Genomic DNA, 16,482 nt, shown 5'->3' with positions numbered 1-16,482 from the left:
GACGGATCGGAGACCCCCCGATGCCACTCGGACCGCTCACCGGCCTGGCGGCCGTGATCCTTGCCGCCGTCTCCTACGCGCTCCAGGGCGACACCCCGGGGATCGGGAGTTCCGGGACAGCGATCAGGGCGTTCTACCTCGTCCACGACACCAGGCAGGGCGTCAGTCTCTACCTGCTGCTCGTCGCGGGACTGTTCCTGGTCTTCTTCGCCGGCTACCTGCGGCACGTCCTCGCCGCGTCCGACCGCACCGGCTGGCTGCCCCAAGTGGCCTTCGCCGGCGGCATCCTGGCGGCCCTCGGCTTCTGGATCAGCGCGGGGCTCACCCTCGCCCTCGTCGAGGCCAGTGACCGGGCCCTGGTCGGCGGCGGCGCGCTCCAGGCACTCAACGCCCTGGGCAGCGACCTGTTCATGCCGATCCTGGCCGGCATCGGGGTCATGCTGCTCGCGGCGGGACTGGCCGTCTCGCGCACCGACGGCGGTCCGCTGCCGCACTGGCTGGGGTGGACGGCCTTCGTCCTGGGCGTGCTGATGTTCATCCCGTACGCCGGATTCATCGGCCTCGGGCTCGCCGGGCTGTGGGTCATCGGCGTGTGCGTGCTGCTGCTGCTCGAGCCGGAGCAGCGGGGGAGCGGGGCGGGCGGGCCCGGTCAGCCGCGGAACAGCACCGCCCGCTGATACGCCCCGGGCGTCACCCCGAAGTACCGCCCGAACCAGCGGTGCAGATGGCTCTGGTCCGCGAATCCCGCCTCCGCGGCCGCCTCCGCCGTGCTCCGCCCCGCCGCCAGCAGCCGCCGCGCCCGGCGCAGCCGCAGCTGCCGCCGGAAGTCGCTCGGCGGCATCCCGTACTCGGCCCGGAACGCCCGGTACAGCGCGTACCGGCTGCAGCCCGCCGCCTCGGCCAGCGCCGGGGCGGGCAGGTCCAGCGCGTACGACTCCTCCAGCAGCGCCCGCGCCCGCCGCACCGCCCGCGCCTGACCACCGGGGGAGATCACCCGGTCGCGGGGCGGGCGGGTCGCGCCCAGCCGCACCATCGCCGTCACCGAGGCCGTCAGCCACTCGTCCCGCACGAGGTCCCCGCCACCGCCCACCAGCGCGCCGTGCAGCCCCATGAGGGCCCGTGCCAGCACCGGGTCCTCGCGCACCGGCCGCTCGAACAAGGGCATCGCGGGCGGGGCCGCCCCGCCGTCCGCGGCGTCGGCGAGCACCTCGCGCACCACCTCGGCCCGATGTGCACGATCCGGTACGTGAGGCCGAGCTCCTCCGCGGCCTCCCCGTCGTGCGGGTCGTCCGGGTTGAAGGCCATCACCATGCCCGTCGTGCTGGTGTGCATCCCGCCCCGCGCGTGGAAACGCTGCGCCCCGCTCTCCGTCACCGCGAACGAGTACGCGTCATGGCTGTGCCGGTGGAAGACGTGGCGTACGAAGTGCGCGTGCATAGCCTCGACCGGCCGCGCCGGATCACGCCAGTAGCGGGCCCAGTCGTCGATCCCCCCATTGCGGGCGCACCAGCGTTCAAGACGGCGGGCCGGCCGCGCCGTCCCGGCCGACGAGCTGAAACTGTTCGGGCTCGGGCTCCACGGGCCGCGCGGCGTGGTCGACAAGGTCACCAAGGGCTCCGGTTGCACGGCTGAGCCGGGCGGGGTGAAGGGCGGGCGAAGGAGCCGGGCCGGGACCGCCTACCGCTTCCTGCGGTACGCGGTCCCGTCCGGCGACCGCTCGAGCCAGCCGCCCTCCACCAGGTAGCGGCGCAGCGCCGCGCAGTCGTCGTGCACCGTCCGCAGCGCCTCGTTGACCTCGCGCTCGTGGTAGTCCCGCCCCGGCCGGAACAGCGTCTCCGTCAGATGCCGCAGCAACTGCTCGCGCCGCGCCGCGCGGCGCGGGATGACCGTGAGCCGCCCCTGCGAGAACAGGGCCGACACCGCATGCGCACCGCTCTCGGACACAGCGCATTCCTCCATGCTCGGGATGACACATTCCGCCGGGCAGCCTGACACGCGGGCCTGACCGGGGCACGCGAATTTCGGCTGGCACGATAGGGACATGAGCATCGTCAAGATCAACGTTCTGACCGTCCCGGCCGAGCAGCGCGAGGTCCTCGAGAAGCGGTTCGCCTCGCGGGCGGGCGCCGTGGAGAACTCGGACGGCTTCGAGTGGTTCGAGCTGCTGCGCCCGGTCGAGGGCACGGACAGCTACCTCGTCTACACGCGCTGGCGCAGCGAGGAGGACTTCCAGAAGTGGATGTCCGGTCCGATGCAGGCCGCGCACCGTGGCGGCGGCGAGGCCGGAGCGGAGCGGCCGAAGCCTGCCGCAACCGACTCGAACCTGTGGTCTTTCGAGGTCGTCCAGCAGGCGGCACCGAAGCAGAGCTGACGCTCTCGCCCAGGGCCGCGGCAGCGCGCCCCCGGCTGCCCAAGGGCCCGGGGGCGCGCGCTTCGCCCTGTCACCGGTGGACGGGTCGGTGAGGCGCGGTACGGCGGCCCGGTACGGCGGCCCGGTTCTGCGAGGGCGGTGCCCAGGCGGCGCATTCCGTCCTCGAGGTCGTGGTCGCAGGGGTTCGCCGCGTATCGCTGTCACAAAGGTGGTGGGCGTCTTGTCCTCGCTTCGGACCAACCCTGTTTGGAGGAAGACATGAGCGCTGAGCACGCACACCTGCCCCCGGGCGTCGAGGTGATCGCGACCCTGCCGGAGGCGGCGGCCCGGATTCCGGCCGGTGCCGAGGCCAGGACCATCCGGGTCACCCTGCCGCCCGGTGACCCCGGCGCTCCGCCGCACCGGCACCCCGGACCGATCTTCGGCTACGTGGCCGAGGGCGAGGTCCTCTTCGAGCTGGAGGGTCAGCCGCCCCGGGTGCTCAAGGCCGGTGACGCTCTGTTCGAGCCCGGGGGCGATGTGATCCACTACCAGGGCGCCAACAACCTTCAGGACGCGCAGTCGCAGCTGGTGGTGATCCTGTTCGCGCCGCCTGGTACCCCGGTTCTGACCGTGGTCGGCGCGGAGGAACTGGCCGAACGGCGACACCTGCGGGTCACCCGGCCATGATGGCGACCGGCATCGGGTCGGCACCGCTTTAGGAGCTCGACCCGTGCGCGGCCCGGCGGCCCCGCGCGGCGCCCCGCGTGCGCGGGGCGCCGCCGCCCACCGTCCTCGCGATATCCGTTTGTCGACGTGGATCACTCCGAGTCAGGCTGTGCACATGAACCGGCCGCTGCTCTTCCTCGACGTCGACGGCCCGCTCAACCCGTACGCGGCCAAGCGCAGCAGGCGGCCCGAGGGCTACACGACGCTGCGGGTGCCGATGCCCGGGATCGCCGCCCGTCCGCTGCGCGTGTGGCTCAACCCCTCCCACGGCCAGGCGCTGCTCGGACTGGGGTACGAACTGTGCTGGGCCACCACGTGGATGGCGGAGGCGAACCGGTGGATCGGCCCGGTCATCGGACTGCCCGAGCTGCCGTACGTCGACTTCGGGGCCGTGCTGTTCGCCCAGCGGCCCGACCTGGTGCACTGGAAGACCGAGACGCTCGTGGCGTACGCCGCCGGCCGCCGCTTCGCCTGGGTCGACGACGAGCAGAGCCCGGCCGACGCGTCCTGGGTCGCCGAGCACCACACCGCGCCCGCCCTGCTGCACCACGTCGACCCGCGCGTGGGCCTCGCCGAGGCGGACTTCACCGCGCTCTCCGCCTTCGCCTCGTCACCGGGGTGACCCGGTCGCGCGGGCGGTTCCGGATGCTCTCGCGTGATCAGGCCGCGGGGCGGTGGGGGCCGGGGCGGTCCTGGTCCTGGCCGCACAGCTCCGTGGTCAGTTTGGTGAGCAGGGCCGCCAGTTCGGCGTGGTGCTCCGGGTTCCAGTCGCCGAGGAGATCGGCGAGGACCTTGCGGCGGGCCTCGGTGAGCAGCGCCGCGACCTCCTGGCCGCGCTCGGTGAGGACCAGGGGGTTGCCCTGGCGGACGGCGTAGCGGCGCTCCTCGACCTCGAAGGCGGCACCCTCGATGACCGTGTAGGGCACGGTGGTCTGCAGGGCGAGGTCGACGGGGTCGGCGGAGCCGGTGCGCGCGATGTACAGCAGCAGCCAGCTGGCCGCCGGCTGGAGATCGAGACCGGCCAGGTCGGTGATCCGTACGTACAGGTCGCGGCGGGCCTCGCGGCTGCCGAGGACGCTGAGGCCGCGGGCGATCTCGTCGAGGGAGGAGCGGTCGACGGGGTTGGTGCCGATCGTCTCGCTCGCGTCGGGGACGGTGACCGAGCGCCGCAGCGGCTGCTCCTTGAGGAACCAGCCCAGGACGAAGGCGACCGCGCAGACCGGAACCGCCCACACGAAGACGCTGGTGATGGCCGTGGAGTACGCGTGCAGCACCGGGTCGCGCAGGGCCGCCGGGAGCTGCCGGACGCCCCGCGGGTCGGACTGGACCGTGGCCGGGTCGAAGCCGGGCGGCAGGGTGAGCCCGGCCAGGGCCGCGGTGATCTCGCGGGCGAGGCTGGTCGAGAAGATCGTGCCGAAGATGGAGACGCCGAAGGCGGCCCCGATGGAACGGAAGAAGGTGGCGCCGGAGGTGGCCGCGCCCAGGTCCGCGTAACCGACCGCGTTCTGCACGGCGAGGATCAGCACCTGCATGACCAGGCCGAGTCCGAGGCCGAAGACGAGGAGGTACAGGCTCAGCACCCAGACCTCGGTGGTCTCGTCGAGCCGGTGCAGCAGGAGCAGGCCGACGATGGTGACGCCGGTCCCGGCGATCGGGAAGACCTTGTAGTGGCCGGTGCGGGAGACGATCTGGCCGGAGGCGGTGGAGGACACCAGCATGCCCACCACCATCGGGATCATGTGGACGCCGGACCAGGTCGGCGAGTAGCCGTGCACGACCTGGAGGAAGGTCGGCAGGAAGGTCAGCGAGCCGAACATGGCGAAGCCGATGACGAACGAGATCACCGAGCACAGCCAGAAGGTGCGGATACGGAACAGCCGCAGCGGCAGCACCGGTTCCTCGGCGCGCCGCTCGATGGCGACGAAGACCGCGATCAGCGCCATGCCGAGCACCGCGAGCCCGATGATCCGCCAGGAGCTCCAGGCCCAGGTCGTACCGCCCAGCGAGGTCGTCAGCACCAGGCAGGTCGCCGCGGCCGCCACCACCGCCATGCCCCAGTAGTCGATGCGGTGCGTGGTGCGCCGCACCGGGATGTGGAGCACGGCCGCGATCACGGCGAGCGCCACGATCCCGAGCGGCAGGTTGACGTAGAACACCCAGCGCCAGCTGAGGGTGTCCACGAAGAGCCCGCCCAGCAGCGGCCCGAGGACGCTGCTCGCGCCGAACACCGCCCCGAACACGCCCTGGTAGCGCCCCCGGTCGCGCGGCGGCACGATGTCGCCGACGATCGCCATGGACAGCACGATCAGCCCGCCGCCGCCCAGGCCCTGCAGGGCGCGGAAGGCGATGAGCTCGCCCATGCTCCGGGAGAGGCCGCACAGCGCCGAGCCGATCAGGAAGATCACGATGACGGACTGGAAGAGCTTCTTCCGCCCGTACATGTCGCCGAGCTTGCCCCACAGCGGCGTGGCGGCGGTGGAGGCGAGCAGATAGGCCGTGACCACCCACGAGAGGTGCTTCAGGCCGCCCAGGTCGCTGACGATCGTCGGCAGGGCGGTGGAGACGATCGTCTGGTCCAGCGCGGCGAGCAGCAGCCCGAGCGCCAGCGCACCGATCGCGACGTACACGGACCGCTTGTCGGTCACTTCCGCCGGGCCGTCCGCCGCGGCCCGCCCCGCGGGGGCGGTGGTGTCGTCGTGCGCCATACGGGCTCGTTCCGCTCGGATACCGGCGGCACCGGTACCGCGTTCACGTCACTTCTCTATAAATATTCACACCATTTCCACAAGATTGGCTCCGTTTGTACGACCGTCGGGGACGGAGACGCCTGGGCACCGGGCGTGGGCGGTCTGCATAATCACTGCGTCTGTCAGGACGTGGGGAGGGGGCGCCGGTGGCGTCGGACACGCCGGGATCACCGGCTTCGCACGAGGAGCACGAGTACGAGTCCCTGCGGGTGCGGCCGTACGTGCCGGGGCCGGGGGAGTACGAGGACGTGGAAGAGCCCGTTCCGGCCGATGTCGCGGTGGGGGCGGCCGAGGCCTTCCCGCTGCCCGAGGCGGAGCCGTCGACGCAACCCGTGGCGCCCGAGGGCGCGGATGAGGCAGGGGAGGACGACACCGACGTCATCGACCTCGGCACGGTCTCCTCCGACCGGCTGCCGGTGCCGGTGACCGCCACCTCCCGCGAACTGGTGCCCTACCCCTCCCGCGCCGTGAGCAGGCGGCGCGCCGGAGCCCACCGCCGCCGCCGCGGCGCGGTCATCGCGGGCACGGGCCTCGCGGCGGTCGGACTCGCCGTCGGCGCGGTGTTCGTCACCGCCCAGCTGACCGGCATACCGGACCGCACCGAGGCAGCCCCCGACCAGGGCACCTCCGAGCCCGCGGTCGAGCTGCCGCCGTCTGAGCGGCCGTCTGCTTCCGCCTCGCGCTCGGCGTCGCCCAGTGTCACGCCCTCCACGCTCGCGGCCACCCGCGGGACGGCCTCGGCCACGGCGGGGTCCCCGACGCCCAGCGCCACCGCGTCGCTGCCGACCGCCTCCGCGAGCGGTCAGGTGTCCCGGGCCCCCAGCTCGTCGCCGTCGGCCGTGCCCGCGACCCTGCAGAGCGGCGACAGCGGCCCCGCCGTTGTCGACCTGCAGAACCGTCTCAAGCAGATGCACCTCTACTACGGCCCCTCCGACGGCGACTACGACCGTAAGGTCCGGGACGCCGTGGCCCGCTTCCAGTTCTTCTACGGCGTCCAGGGCGACCCCGAGGGCGTCTACGGGCCGAACACCCGGGCGGCCCTGGAGTCGAAGACCGGAGCGACGCAGGACCCGGACTCCGGCGGCAACGACGGCCACGGCTGGGGCTGATCCCGCCGGATCCGCCGGATCCGTCGCGTACGGTCCGCCGAATCCGTCACGCACCGCCCGCCCGGGGTGCGGTCCCGGGCGGGCGCCGTGATGTCCGGCTGCGGGGGCTCCGGCAGGATGGGGGGCGTGGCGATCGAGGACTTCGGGCTCAGGGGCTTCCAGCTGGTACTGCTGCGGCGGATGGCCGACCACCGGCCCGAACTGGTGGAGGAGGCGCTGCGCGCGCTGGGGGCGAGCCGTACCGAGATGCGCGAGGCGAACCGCCGCTGGCAGGCATGGGGGCATGCCCGGGGCTTCCCGCGGGGCGAGCGCCGCTACCGGGCGGTGCTCGGGCCGCCCGAGGCCGTGTCCCGGCGGCGGGTGGGGGATCTGACCTGCCCGGCGCTGCTGTGGCCGGTGCCGCTGTGGCCGACTCTGAGGTTCGAGGTGCTGTGCGCTCCGGCCGGCGGGGCGATCTGGAACGAGTGGCTGGTCCGCGCGCCGGGGGAGGAGGGGCCGCGGCTCTCGGTACCGGACGACCTCACCCCCTGGTCCTGCACCGTGGACGAGGTGGCCCGGGCGTTCCCGCCCGCGCGGCCGCTGGAGGGCGACGCCCCCACCCGCTGGCGGCTGGAGTTCACCGACCCGCAGGCCCCGCCGGGGAGCAACCGCCGTACCGCGGGCTTCACTTACGGGCTGCTCCAGTACGTCGACGGGGGCGCCGCCACCGCGTAGCCGGGCCTTGGCACCCTCCCCCCTGGCGGAACCCCCTCACGGTTTTGTATCGTGTAGGAACAAAGTGGTTCCGCCCGTTTCCCCTGACCGGCGGGCGGGCCACTTGTTTGTACGTTCGAGGGAGCCCCATGCTGTCGCCGTCCACCGTCATCCCCGCCCGCGCGCTGCTGCTGGACATGGACGGCACACTGGTCAACTCCGACGCCGTCGTCGAGCGCTGCTGGCGGCGCTGGGCCGCGACGCACGGGCTCGACGGCGACGCGGTGATGAAGGTGGTCCACGGCCGGCAGGGCTACGCCACGATGGCGGCGCTGCTCCCGGACCGCCCGATGGCGGAGAACCACGCGGACAACGCCCGCATGCTCGCCGAGGAGACCGCCGACGTCGAGGGCGTGGTCCCGGTCGACGGAGCCCCCGCGTTCATGGCCGCGCTGCAGGGCCGCCCGCACGCGCTGGTGACCTCCGCCGACGACACCCTGGCCCGGGCCCGGATGGACGCCGCCCGGTTGCCGCTGCCCGGCGTGATGGTCACCGCGGAAAGCGTCAGCGCGAGCAAGCCGGACCCGGAGGGCTTCCTCAAGGGCGCCGCCGAGCTGGGCTTCGGCCCCGAGGACTGTGTGGTCTTCGAGGACTCCGAGGTCGGCATCGCGGCCGCCAAGGCCGCCGGGATGCGCGTGGTCGGCGTCGGCCCCCGTGCCGCGGCCCACGAGCCCACCGTGCACGTCGACTCCCTCGCGCAGGTCCGCGTCGAGGTCGCCGCCGACGGCGGCCTGCTCCTCCACATCGGCTAGACCCCTGCCGGGCCGGGGCCGCACGGTCGGCCCCGGGCCCGGTGTGCCGCCGGCCCCGCCAGCCGGCGGAAATCCCCGTGTGCCCCGGGCCGGCGGGGTGACATGCTGGCCGGGTGAGCGTCGTGAACGGACCCGAGATCGGCATCAGCTTCGCCTCCGCGCTGCGGCTCTTCGCCGCGGCGGGACGGCGCGAGGGACGGACGTCCGTCGTCACCGACGGGGTGTCCACCCTCGGGCACGTCGTGGAGTCGCTCGGGGTCCCGCTCACCGAGGTCGGCCGGCTGCTGGTCGACGGACGGGAGGTCCCCGTCTCGCACGTGCCGGTCGCCGGCGAGTACGTCGAGGTCCAGCCCGTCGTGCGGCCGCAGTCGGTGCCCGGGGCGCCGCTGCGCTTCCTGCTCGACGTGCACCTGGGCACGCTCGCCCGGCGGCTGCGCCTGCTGGGGGTGGACGCCGCGTACGAGAGCGCGGACATCGGCGACCCCGCCCTGGCCGCCCGGTCGGCCGCCGAACGGCGGGTGATGCTCTCCCGGGACCGCGGTCTGCTGCGCCGCCGTGAACTGTGGGCGGGCGCGTACGTCTACAGCGACCAGCCGGACGAGCAACTGCGCGACGTACTGGGCCGGTTCGCTCCCGTCCTCGCACCCTGGACCCGCTGTACCGCCTGCAACGGGCCGCTGCGGGACGCCGACAAGGACGCGGTCTGGGAGAAGCTGGAGCACGGCACCCGCCGCAGCTACGACGTGTTCGCGCAGTGCGTGGTCTGCGAGCGCCCCTACTGGCGCGGCGCGCACCACGCCCGGCTGGAGGCGATCGTCCAGGACGCGGTGAGCGAGTTCGGCGGCGGGCTGCCCGCCGTGCCCTCCGCCCGCGGGCCCGAGGGCACCTGAGAGGCGTCTCGCGCAGGGTCGCGGTGAATTCCGGGCGCAGCGCCGCCAGTGCGTGGTCCGCCTCGTAGGCGGCGAACATTCGCGCCGCGGGGTGGGCGTGCGTCCACAGCGCCCCCGCCACCATGAACGCGGCGCCGGTGCACCGCATGGCGTCGTGCGCGCCGAGCTCGGGACGCGGGCCTGCGCGAGCCGGGCCATGGCCTCGGCGTTGCCGATGTCGGCCCGCTCGTACTCCGCGGCGACCCGCACGGACACATCGCCTTCCAGGATCGCGGTCTGAGTGCTGATCAGGTCGCAGAGCACCGGGCGTCCTGCCAGTGACTCCCCACGACCGCTGCCGGCCGGCCGGCCGGTCGCCGCGTTCGCGGACGCCGGTCTGCGGGGCGGCGCCGCCATCCGCGGCGAGCGCGCGGCCGCCGGCGGCCACCACGGGCCCGGCGGGTGATCCGGGCCGTGACGGTGGGACCGGCCGGCCCGAAGCGCCCGCCGGGCCCTCGACCCCGCGGCCAACGCCCGTCCGCGGTCCGAGGCCGAACGCCTCACCGGTGTCTCCCTGCCCGTCGCCGCCTGGACAAGCACCCCCAAAGGGCCACAACCCGCGGTAACTGTGACTCACGGCACAGCACGTGCGCTTCACGATTCGCCGCAGCGTCTACTCCCCAGTAGCAACGATCGCTACGGTACTGCGCAACCGGTTCCGCCGTGCGGAACGTAGTCGGACGGGCGCGCAGCGTGGCCGACCGGCGGGATCGGGCTGTCCGTCGTCCGAGCAGCCTGGAGAGCGCATGCGTCGCCGTCACGGCAGCCGCACGATCCGCACCCGGATCCTCGCCCTGGTGCTGATCCCCGTCGTCGTCCTCGTCCCGCTGTGGACCTTCGCCGTGGTGTCGGTGACGGGCGAACTGCGCGATCTCATCCGGCTGCAGAGCGTGTACGTCCACTACGGGTCGCCGGTCGACACGGCCGTCGGCCAGATCCAGATCGAACGACGGCTGTCCGCCGCGTACCTGGCCTCCGGGAGCAGCAGGACCGCGCTGGCCGACCTCACCGCGCAGCAGCGGCACACCGACGAGGTGATCGCCGCGATGCGCGACGCCATCGAGGACCGGGACGAGCGCGGTGACCTCAGCGCCGGCCAGAGCCGGGTGCTCACCAGGGCGCTCGCCGCCGTCGACCGGCTGCCCGCGCTGCGCCGCGAGGTCATCGCCGGACGCATCGACTGGGCGCGCGCCGTGGACCGGTACACCGACGTCGTCCGGCCCACCTTCGAGGTCCAGACCGGCCTGACCGCCCTGCAGAACGGGCAGCTCGCCCGCGAGGCGCAGAACGTGGCGGAACTGGTCCGCGTGCGCGAGTTTGTCTCCCGCGAGGACGCGCTGGTCACCGGCGGGCGGGTCGCGGGCGGCTTCACCGCGGCGCAGTTCCGCGTGCTGGCCGCCACGATCGAGGACCGCCGGGTCTTCCAGCGCACCTACGTACCGGCCCTGCCCGACGACTCCCGCGCCCTCTTCGCGGAGTTCGAGCGCGGCCCTCTCTACCGGTCGCTGGCCGGGGGCGAGGACGCCCTGCTCCGCGCCGGTGCGAGCGGCACCGGGAAGGTGCTGGTGAGCGCTTCGTGGCGGCGGACCATGGACGACGCCGTCCGCCGGTACATGCTGCTGTGCACCGACGCGGGGAAGAACGCCGCCGCCCGCGGCCGTGCCTTCGCCCGGCACGAACTGCTCTACGCGGGAGTCGCGGGCGGCGCCGGACTGCTCGGCGTGGCGCTGTCCGTCTGGTTCTCGGTGCACACCGGGCGCCGCATCACACGGCGGCTGGAGGAGCTCCGCGACGCCGCCGACACCCTGGCCGTGCGCCAACTGCCCGAGGTGACACGGCGGCTGGGCGCGGGCGAGCAGGTCGACGTGGCCGTGGAGGCACCGCCGCTCGCCTTCGGGCGTCCCGAGGACGACGGCTCCGACAGCGCTGGGCCGGACGAGATCGGGCAGGTCGGGCGGGCGCTGAACGCGGCACGCCGGGCCGCGGTCGAGGCCGCCGTCAAGCAGTCCGACCTGCGCCGCGGGATGTCCGCGCTCTTCCTCAACATCGCCCGGCGCAACCAGGCACTGGTCCACCGCCAGTTGAAGCTCGTCGACACCCTCGAACGCCGCACCTCCGACCCCGACGCGCTGGCCGACCTGTTCCGCATCGACCACCTGACCACCCGGATGCGCCGCCACGCCGAGGGGCTGATCATCCTCTCCGGCGCCGCGCCCGGACGGGTCTGGCGCAAGCCGGTGCCGATCGTCGACGTCGTGGGCGCCGCGGTCGGCGAGGTCGAGGACTACGCCCGCGTGGTCGTGCCGCCCATGCCCGAGGTCGGCGTCGTCGGCGAGGCCGTGGTCGACCTGATCCACCTCATCGCCGAACTGGTCGAGAACGCCACGGCGTTCTCCCCGCCGCGCACCCAGGTCACCATGCGGGTCGGCGAGGCCGCGCACGGCTTCGCCCTGGAGATCGACGACCGCGGCCTCGGCATGGACGCCGACGAGCTCGAACAGGCCAACGCCACGCTCCGGCGGGCCGCGGACTTCGATCCGGCGCGCAGCGAACGGCTCGGCCTGTACGTCGTCGGGCGCCTGGCCCACCGGCACGGCGTCGAAGTCACGCTGACCCGCTCCCCGTTCGGCGGCACCACGGCGGTAGTCTTCCTGCCGGGGCCCGTGCTGGCACCCGTCGCGCCGGAGCGAGGCGACGGGCGGGGCGACGGGCCCGAGCCGGAGCCCGTGTCGGCAGCCGCCGGGTCCGTGGCCGGCGCCGCCGGGCGCGAGGCGCGGGAGCCCGGCGCCGGGGCGGAGCCACCGGGCCCGCTGCCCCGTCGCCGGCGCGAGGCGCCCGCCGGCGCGACGCCGGCCACGGCCGCACTCCCGCCCGCTCCGCCCGCCGTACCTGAGGCACCCCGGTCCGGCGCGGCACCCGTGCTGCCCACCCGCGTGCGCCAGGCGAACCTGGCCCCGGAGCTGCGCGGCGATCCGGACGCGCCCGGGGCGCGACGGGAGGATTCCGGCGACGAGCTGTCGCCGGAGCAGATGGGGGCGATCTTCGGGGCCTTCCAGCGAGGGCTGAGCCGGGGACGCGACGGTGCGGGAGAAGGAGGGGCACGGGAATGAGGGACGCCGAACCGTTTGGCGCGGGACATCCCGCCGACGCCGGTTCCACCGAGGGCCTCGACTGGCTGCTGGACGACCTGGTGGACCGCACGGACCACGTGCGCCAGGCCGTACTGCTGTCCGGCGACGGGCTGGCGACGGCCTCCTCCAAGGGGCTGACCGGCAAGGACATCGACCATCTCGCGGCGGTGTGCTCCGGCTTCAACAGTCTGGCCAAGTCCGCCGGGCGGTCGTTCGCCTCGGGCGGCGTCCGCCAGGTCATGGTGATGCTGGACGACGCCTATCTCTTCGTCACCCCGGCCGGCGAGGGCAGCTGCCTGGCGGTCCTGTGCGCCTCGGGGGCGGACGTCGGGCAGCTGGCGTACGAGATGTCCCTGCTCGTCAAACGCACCGGACGGCACCTCGCCACGCCCGCACGCGCGGCGGGGGAGCCGGGCGAGGAGTGACCCGGCGCGCCACGGACGGCGAGGACCGCTGGTACGACGAGGAGTCCGGCCCGATCGTCCGCCCGTACACCGTGACCCGGGGCCGTACCCGCCCCGACACGGAGCGCTCCTTCACGTTGATGGACCGGGTCCGGGCGCTGGACGAGCAGACGGCGTCCGCCCGGGCGCACGGGCTCGTCGACCACGCGCGCGCCTCGCTGCTGGAGCTGCTGCGCCGTCAGGGACCGCTGCCGGTGGTCGAACTGGCCGCCGGTGCCGACCTCCCGGTCACCGTGGTGCGTGTCGTGCTCGGCGACCTGGTCGACGCCGGGCTCGCGCGGGTGGACCCGCCGCCGGCCGCCGCCGAACAGCCCGACGCGGAGCTGCTGCGCGAGGTGATCCGCGGGCTTCGCTCCCTGTGAAGGCCCGGGCGCTGCCCGCGCGGTGACCTGCGGGGAAGTGAGGTTCCTTGGCAGGGGCGGGGGTTGAACGGCACGCCGGAGCACGGAGGAGAGGACGTGGCGCGCGTCCCGTCCCCGGGGCGCGGCGGTGTCGATCGAGTGCGGTCGAACCCCTAGACATGACGTGTCCATGTCGCCAACCTGTTACCTGCCGCTTGTCCCGCAGAAACGTCCCAGCACAAGGATGGCCAGCGGTTTCAGCGGCCAAACACCCCCACACCCAAGGGAGTTCCTTATGTCCCGGATATGCAGTGCTCTCGTGCGGCGCAGTGTCTACGCGCGTCGACGCCTGGGTCTCCTCCTGGCCCTCACCAGCCTGTTCGCCGGCTTCGCCACCCTCAACGGCCCCGCCGCCCAGGCGGCACTCCCCACCCCCGTCAGCGCCGCCACCGCCCGCACCTACCTGGCCTCGCTCCGGGTCGCCACCGAGAACCGCACCGGCTACGACCGCGACCTCTTCCCCCACTGGATCACCATCAGCGGCGCCTGCAACACCCGTGAGACCGTCCTCAAGCGCGACGGCTCGAACGTCGTCACCGACTCCTCCTGTGCCGCAACCAGCGGCAGCTGGTACTCCGTCTACGACGGCGCCACCTGGACCGCCGCCTCCGACCTGGACATCGACCACCTCGTGCCCCTCGCCGAGGCCTGGGACTCCGGTGCCTCCGCCTGGACCACCGCCCAGCGCCAGGCCTTCGCCAACGACCTCACCCGCCCGCAGCTCGTCGCCGTCACCGACAACGTGAACCAGGCCAAGGGCGACCAGGACCCGGCCACGTGGATGCCGTCGCGCACCGCCTACGCGTGCACCTACGTCCGCGCCTGGGTCCAGGTGAAGTACTACTACAACCTGGCGGTCGACAGCGCCGAGAAGAGCAAGCTCAGCAGCGTCCTCAGCGGCTGCTGACCCCGCGTCCCGGCTCCGTTCCGGCCGCCGGCGGGCCGCCGGGACCGCGGCCGGTCCGCTACCGGGGCGCGGCCGGGAACTCACGCCTTCCCTCCGACGTCCGTAAGTCACGACGACGGAGGGAAGGCCGACCGCCATGGCAGAACTGCGCCTGGGCCCGCTGCTGCGATACGTGGACGAGGACACGGCCACCGTGTGGATCGAGGCCGACCGTCCCGCCGCCGCGACCGTCGTCTGCGACGACGGGGCGGCCGCCACCGACCGCACCTGGCAGATCGCCGGCCACCACTACGCGATCGTCACCGTCACCGGACTGCGCCCCGGCACCGGCACCGCCTACCGCGTCCTCCTCGACGGGCGGCAGGTCTGGCCGCTGCCGGACTCCCCGTACCCGCCCAGCACCATCCACACCGCCGGCCGCCCGGAGTCCGACGGCGACGGTGAACAGCCGCGGCGCGTCGCCTTCGGCTCCTGCCGCTGGGCCGCCCCGCCCCCCGACGAGCCCGACCCCATCGGCCCCGACGCGCTGGACACCCTCGCCCACCACATCGCCTCCGGGGACGCGCCCCGCCCCGACCTCCTGGTGCTGCTCGGCGACCAGGTCTACGCCGACGAGACCTCCGCGGCCACCCGCCGCCGGCTCGCCCGGCGCCGGGACCTGAGCGAGCCCCCCTGGGACCAGGTCGCCGACTACGAGGAATACACCCACCTCTACTACGAGTCCTGGCTCGACCCCGACATCCGCTGGCTGCTCTCCACCGTGCCCAGCTGCATGATCTTCGACGACCACGACGTCATCGACGACTGGAACACCTCCCACACCTGGCGCAGCACCATGCGCGACACCGCCTGGTGGCACGAACGCGTCATCAGCGGCCTCACCTCGTACTGGGTCCACCAGCACCTCGGCAACCTCACCCCCGCCGAACTCGCCGCCGACAAACTGCTGGCCGCGATACGCGCCTGCGACGACGGCACCGAGACCCTGCGCGCCTTCGCCGCCCGCGCCGACGCCGACCCCGCGCACACCCGCTGGAGCTACCGCCGCGACCTCGGACGCACCCGGCTGCTCATGGTCGACTCACGCGCCGCGCGCGTCCTGGACGAGGGCGACCGCGCCATGCTCGACCCCGCGGAACTCGACTGGCTCCGTCAGAACGCCCGCCCCGACGGCACGTTCGACCACCTGCTCATCGGCACCTCCCTGCCCTGGCTCCTCCCGCACGCCGTCCACGACATCGAGGTCTGGAGCTCCGCCCTCTGCGGCGGCAGCCGCGGCCACCGCTGGACGCACCGCGGCGAACGCCTGCGCCAGGCCGGCGACCTCGAACACTGGTCGGCCTTCCCCGGCTCCTTCGATGCCCTCGCCGGGCTCCTCACCGACGCCGCCGACGACCCCCGGGCCCCCGCCACCATCTGCGTCCTGTCCGGCGACGTCCACCACGCGTACACCGCGGAGGCCCACCGTCCCGGCGCGCCCCTGCGCGCCCGACTCCTCCAGCTCACCTGCTCCCCGGTCCACAACACCATCCCCGCCTACATGCGTCTCGCCTTCCGCTTCGCCTGGACCCGCCCCGCCCGTCTCGTCGGCCGCGTCCTCACCCGCCACGGCCGCGCCGCCGCCCCCGCCCTGCGCTGGGGCAAACTCGGCGGCCCCTGGTTCGGCAACCAGCTCATGACCCTGACCCTCCGCGGCCGCGCCGCCGCGCTCCGCCTCGACCAGACCCGCGCCCCGAGGAGGGAGGGGGAGCGGGCGGGGCTGGTGACGGTGCTGGACACCGAGCTCACCACGGGCTGAAGGGCGGCCTCGCCTTCGCCGAACGGGGCACAGCCCCTGAGCTGCGTCGAGCACGACGCGCGCAGGGCCGCCGTCCTCAAGGAGCGTTGCGCGCCCTACCCGCGCACCGCCGTCGTGGTGACCGGATTCGAGCAATGGCGCCCTCCCGCCGAGCGGTTCGGGCTGCTCCTGTCCGCGCAGGCCTGGCACTGGGTGGATCCCGCCTCGCGCTGGACCCTGGCCTTCGAAGCGCTGCGTCCCGGGGGCGCGATCGCGGTGTTCCGGAACCACTTCGGCGTGCCGGACCCCGCCCTGCGATCGGCCCTCGCCGAGGCCCACTCCCGCCACGGCCTCCCCGATCTCGCGCCCGTGACGCTCGGGGCGGCCGAACCCCCGCGGACGGCCCCCGCACCGGCCGGCGGACCGCGGTGCG

At 73.9% G+C, this 16,482-nt stretch carries 16 protein-coding genes and 2 pseudogenes; 14 read left to right on the top strand and 4 right to left on the bottom strand.

Features of this window, described 5'->3' with window-relative positions; translation table 11 throughout:
• The first annotated feature begins 20 nt into the window (after nucleotides 1-20).
• Nucleotides 21-677: a hypothetical protein gene (locus tag ACWDAS_RS30025; protein WP_450397284.1), complete on the top strand. Its 657-nt coding sequence runs from the start codon at nucleotides 21-23 to the stop codon at nucleotides 675-677.
• Here ACWDAS_RS30025 and ACWDAS_RS30020 read toward each other — a convergent pair.
• Nucleotides 650-1,437, bottom strand: a pseudogene (locus tag ACWDAS_RS30020) (helix-turn-helix domain-containing protein). The gene ACWDAS_RS30025 and the pseudogene ACWDAS_RS30020 sit on opposite strands and share 28 nt — an antisense overlap.
• Before the next feature lie 58 nt (nucleotides 1,438-1,495).
• Between ACWDAS_RS30020 and ACWDAS_RS30015 the strand changes: the two are divergent.
• Entirely contained in the window at nucleotides 1,496-1,744 is a 249-nt protein-coding gene (locus ACWDAS_RS30015; RefSeq protein WP_450397283.1) for a DUF2000 family protein, read from the top strand.
• Here the strand turns inward: ACWDAS_RS30015 and ACWDAS_RS30010 are convergent.
• Nucleotides 1,678-1,959 carry a DUF2087 domain-containing protein gene (locus ACWDAS_RS30010; RefSeq protein WP_450397280.1) on the bottom strand — a complete coding sequence of 94 codons (282 nt, stop codon included), beginning with the start codon at nucleotides 1,957-1,959 and terminating at the stop codon, nucleotides 1,678-1,680. The genes ACWDAS_RS30015 and ACWDAS_RS30010 overlap by 67 nt on opposite strands.
• A gap of 82 nt (nucleotides 1,960-2,041) precedes the next feature.
• Here ACWDAS_RS30010 and ACWDAS_RS30005 point away from each other — a divergent pair, with 82 nt between their 5' ends.
• The 3 genes from ACWDAS_RS30005 (at nucleotide 2,042) to ACWDAS_RS29995 (ending at nucleotide 3,701) form a co-directional block, all read left to right on the top strand.
• Nucleotides 2,042-2,371 (top strand): antibiotic biosynthesis monooxygenase family protein, encoded by a 330-nt coding sequence (locus ACWDAS_RS30005; RefSeq protein WP_450397278.1) that lies wholly within the window; start codon nucleotides 2,042-2,044, stop codon nucleotides 2,369-2,371.
• 258 nt (nucleotides 2,372-2,629) lie between these two features.
• Complete coding sequence (locus tag ACWDAS_RS30000; protein ID WP_450397275.1) at nucleotides 2,630-3,040, top strand: cupin domain-containing protein; 411 nt, start codon at nucleotides 2,630-2,632, stop codon at nucleotides 3,038-3,040.
• 154 nt (nucleotides 3,041-3,194) lie between these two features.
• Entirely contained in the window at nucleotides 3,195-3,701 is a 507-nt protein-coding gene (locus tag ACWDAS_RS29995; protein WP_450397272.1) for a hypothetical protein, read from the top strand.
• Between the two features lie 37 nt (nucleotides 3,702-3,738).
• Here the strand turns inward: ACWDAS_RS29995 and ACWDAS_RS29990 are convergent, their stop codons facing one another.
• On the bottom strand, nucleotides 3,739-5,784 hold the full coding sequence (locus ACWDAS_RS29990) for a DHA2 family efflux MFS transporter permease subunit (RefSeq protein ID WP_450397269.1): 2,046 nt from the start codon (nucleotides 5,782-5,784) through the stop codon (nucleotides 3,739-3,741).
• 188 nt (nucleotides 5,785-5,972) lie between these two features.
• Here ACWDAS_RS29990 and ACWDAS_RS29985 point away from each other — a divergent pair, with 188 nt between their 5' ends.
• The 4 genes from ACWDAS_RS29985 (at nucleotide 5,973) to ACWDAS_RS29970 (ending at nucleotide 9,330) form a co-directional block, all read left to right on the top strand.
• On the top strand, nucleotides 5,973-6,935 hold the full coding sequence (locus ACWDAS_RS29985) for a peptidoglycan-binding domain-containing protein (protein WP_450397266.1): 963 nt from the start codon (nucleotides 5,973-5,975) through the stop codon (nucleotides 6,933-6,935).
• A gap of 117 nt (nucleotides 6,936-7,052) precedes the next feature.
• Entirely contained in the window at nucleotides 7,053-7,649 is a 597-nt protein-coding gene (locus ACWDAS_RS29980; protein ID WP_450397264.1) for a hypothetical protein, read from the top strand.
• A gap of 128 nt (nucleotides 7,650-7,777) precedes the next feature.
• Nucleotides 7,778-8,440 (top strand): HAD-IA family hydrolase, encoded by a 663-nt coding sequence (locus ACWDAS_RS29975; protein ID WP_450397262.1) that lies wholly within the window; start codon nucleotides 7,778-7,780, stop codon nucleotides 8,438-8,440.
• Nucleotides 8,441-8,562: 122 nt separating this feature from the next.
• Nucleotides 8,563-9,330, top strand: coding sequence for a Mut7-C RNAse domain-containing protein (locus tag ACWDAS_RS29970; protein WP_450397476.1), 768 nt, complete (start codon nucleotides 8,563-8,565; stop codon nucleotides 9,328-9,330).
• 19 nt (nucleotides 9,331-9,349) lie between these two features.
• On the opposite strand, the pseudogene ACWDAS_RS29965 reads toward ACWDAS_RS29970, so the two are convergent.
• Nucleotides 9,350-9,726, bottom strand: a pseudogene (locus ACWDAS_RS29965) (TetR/AcrR family transcriptional regulator); the annotation flags it as partial.
• Between the two features lie 389 nt (nucleotides 9,727-10,115).
• Here ACWDAS_RS29965 and ACWDAS_RS29960 point away from each other — a divergent pair.
• From ACWDAS_RS29960 to ACWDAS_RS29940, 5 genes are all read left to right on the top strand, one after another.
• Entirely contained in the window at nucleotides 10,116-12,479 is a 2,364-nt protein-coding gene (locus ACWDAS_RS29960) for a sensor histidine kinase (protein WP_450397259.1), read from the top strand.
• On the top strand, nucleotides 12,476-12,925 hold the full coding sequence (locus ACWDAS_RS29955) for a roadblock/LC7 domain-containing protein (RefSeq protein WP_450397256.1): 450 nt from the start codon (nucleotides 12,476-12,478) through the stop codon (nucleotides 12,923-12,925). Before ACWDAS_RS29960 ends, ACWDAS_RS29955 begins: the two co-directional genes overlap by 4 nt.
• On the top strand, nucleotides 12,922-13,326 hold the full coding sequence (locus ACWDAS_RS29950; protein WP_450397253.1) for a DUF742 domain-containing protein: 405 nt from the start codon (nucleotides 12,922-12,924) through the stop codon (nucleotides 13,324-13,326). The genes ACWDAS_RS29955 and ACWDAS_RS29950 overlap by 4 nt, the downstream gene beginning before the upstream one ends.
• Before the next feature lie 274 nt (nucleotides 13,327-13,600).
• Entirely contained in the window at nucleotides 13,601-14,272 is a 672-nt protein-coding gene (locus ACWDAS_RS29945) for an HNH endonuclease family protein (RefSeq protein ID WP_450397250.1), read from the top strand.
• 136 nt (nucleotides 14,273-14,408) lie between these two features.
• A complete protein-coding gene (locus ACWDAS_RS29940; protein WP_450397247.1) occupies nucleotides 14,409-16,070 on the top strand; it encodes an alkaline phosphatase D family protein in 1,662 nt (553 codons plus the stop codon).
• Nucleotides 16,071-16,482: the final 412 nt, after the last annotated feature.

It is taken from the genome of Streptomyces sp. NPDC001070 (assembly GCF_053598835.1).
Note: the sequence above shows the minus strand (reverse complement) of the source record. Positions and strands in the feature narration are given on the sequence as shown.

Bases quoted from the DNA above. Each gene is read 5' to 3' on its own strand.
- ACWDAS_RS30010 (WP_450397280.1), bottom strand. From the start codon at position 1,959: ATGGAGGAATGCGCTGTGTCCGAGAGCGGTGCGCATGCGGTGTCGGCC.
- ACWDAS_RS29955 (WP_450397256.1), top strand. From the start codon at position 12,476: ATGAGGGACGCCGAACCGTTTGGCGCGGGACATCCCGCCGACGCCGGT.
- ACWDAS_RS30000 (WP_450397275.1), top strand. From the start codon at position 2,630: ATGAGCGCTGAGCACGCACACCTGCCCCCGGGCGTCGAGGTGATCGCG.
- ACWDAS_RS29980 (WP_450397264.1), top strand. From the start codon at position 7,053: ATGGGGGGCGTGGCGATCGAGGACTTCGGGCTCAGGGGCTTCCAGCTG.
- ACWDAS_RS29995 (WP_450397272.1), top strand. From the start codon at position 3,195: ATGAACCGGCCGCTGCTCTTCCTCGACGTCGACGGCCCGCTCAACCCG.
- ACWDAS_RS29990 (WP_450397269.1), bottom strand. From the start codon at position 5,784: ATGGCGCACGACGACACCACCGCCCCCGCGGGGCGGGCCGCGGCGGAC.
- ACWDAS_RS29975 (WP_450397262.1), top strand. From the start codon at position 7,778: ATGCTGTCGCCGTCCACCGTCATCCCCGCCCGCGCGCTGCTGCTGGAC.
- ACWDAS_RS29960 (WP_450397259.1), top strand. From the start codon at position 10,116: ATGCGTCGCCGTCACGGCAGCCGCACGATCCGCACCCGGATCCTCGCC.
- ACWDAS_RS30025 (WP_450397284.1), top strand. From the start codon at position 21: ATGCCACTCGGACCGCTCACCGGCCTGGCGGCCGTGATCCTTGCCGCC.
- ACWDAS_RS29940 (WP_450397247.1), top strand. From the start codon at position 14,409: ATGGCAGAACTGCGCCTGGGCCCGCTGCTGCGATACGTGGACGAGGAC.
- ACWDAS_RS29945 (WP_450397250.1), top strand. From the start codon at position 13,601: ATGTCCCGGATATGCAGTGCTCTCGTGCGGCGCAGTGTCTACGCGCGT.
- ACWDAS_RS30005 (WP_450397278.1), top strand. From the start codon at position 2,042: ATGAGCATCGTCAAGATCAACGTTCTGACCGTCCCGGCCGAGCAGCGC.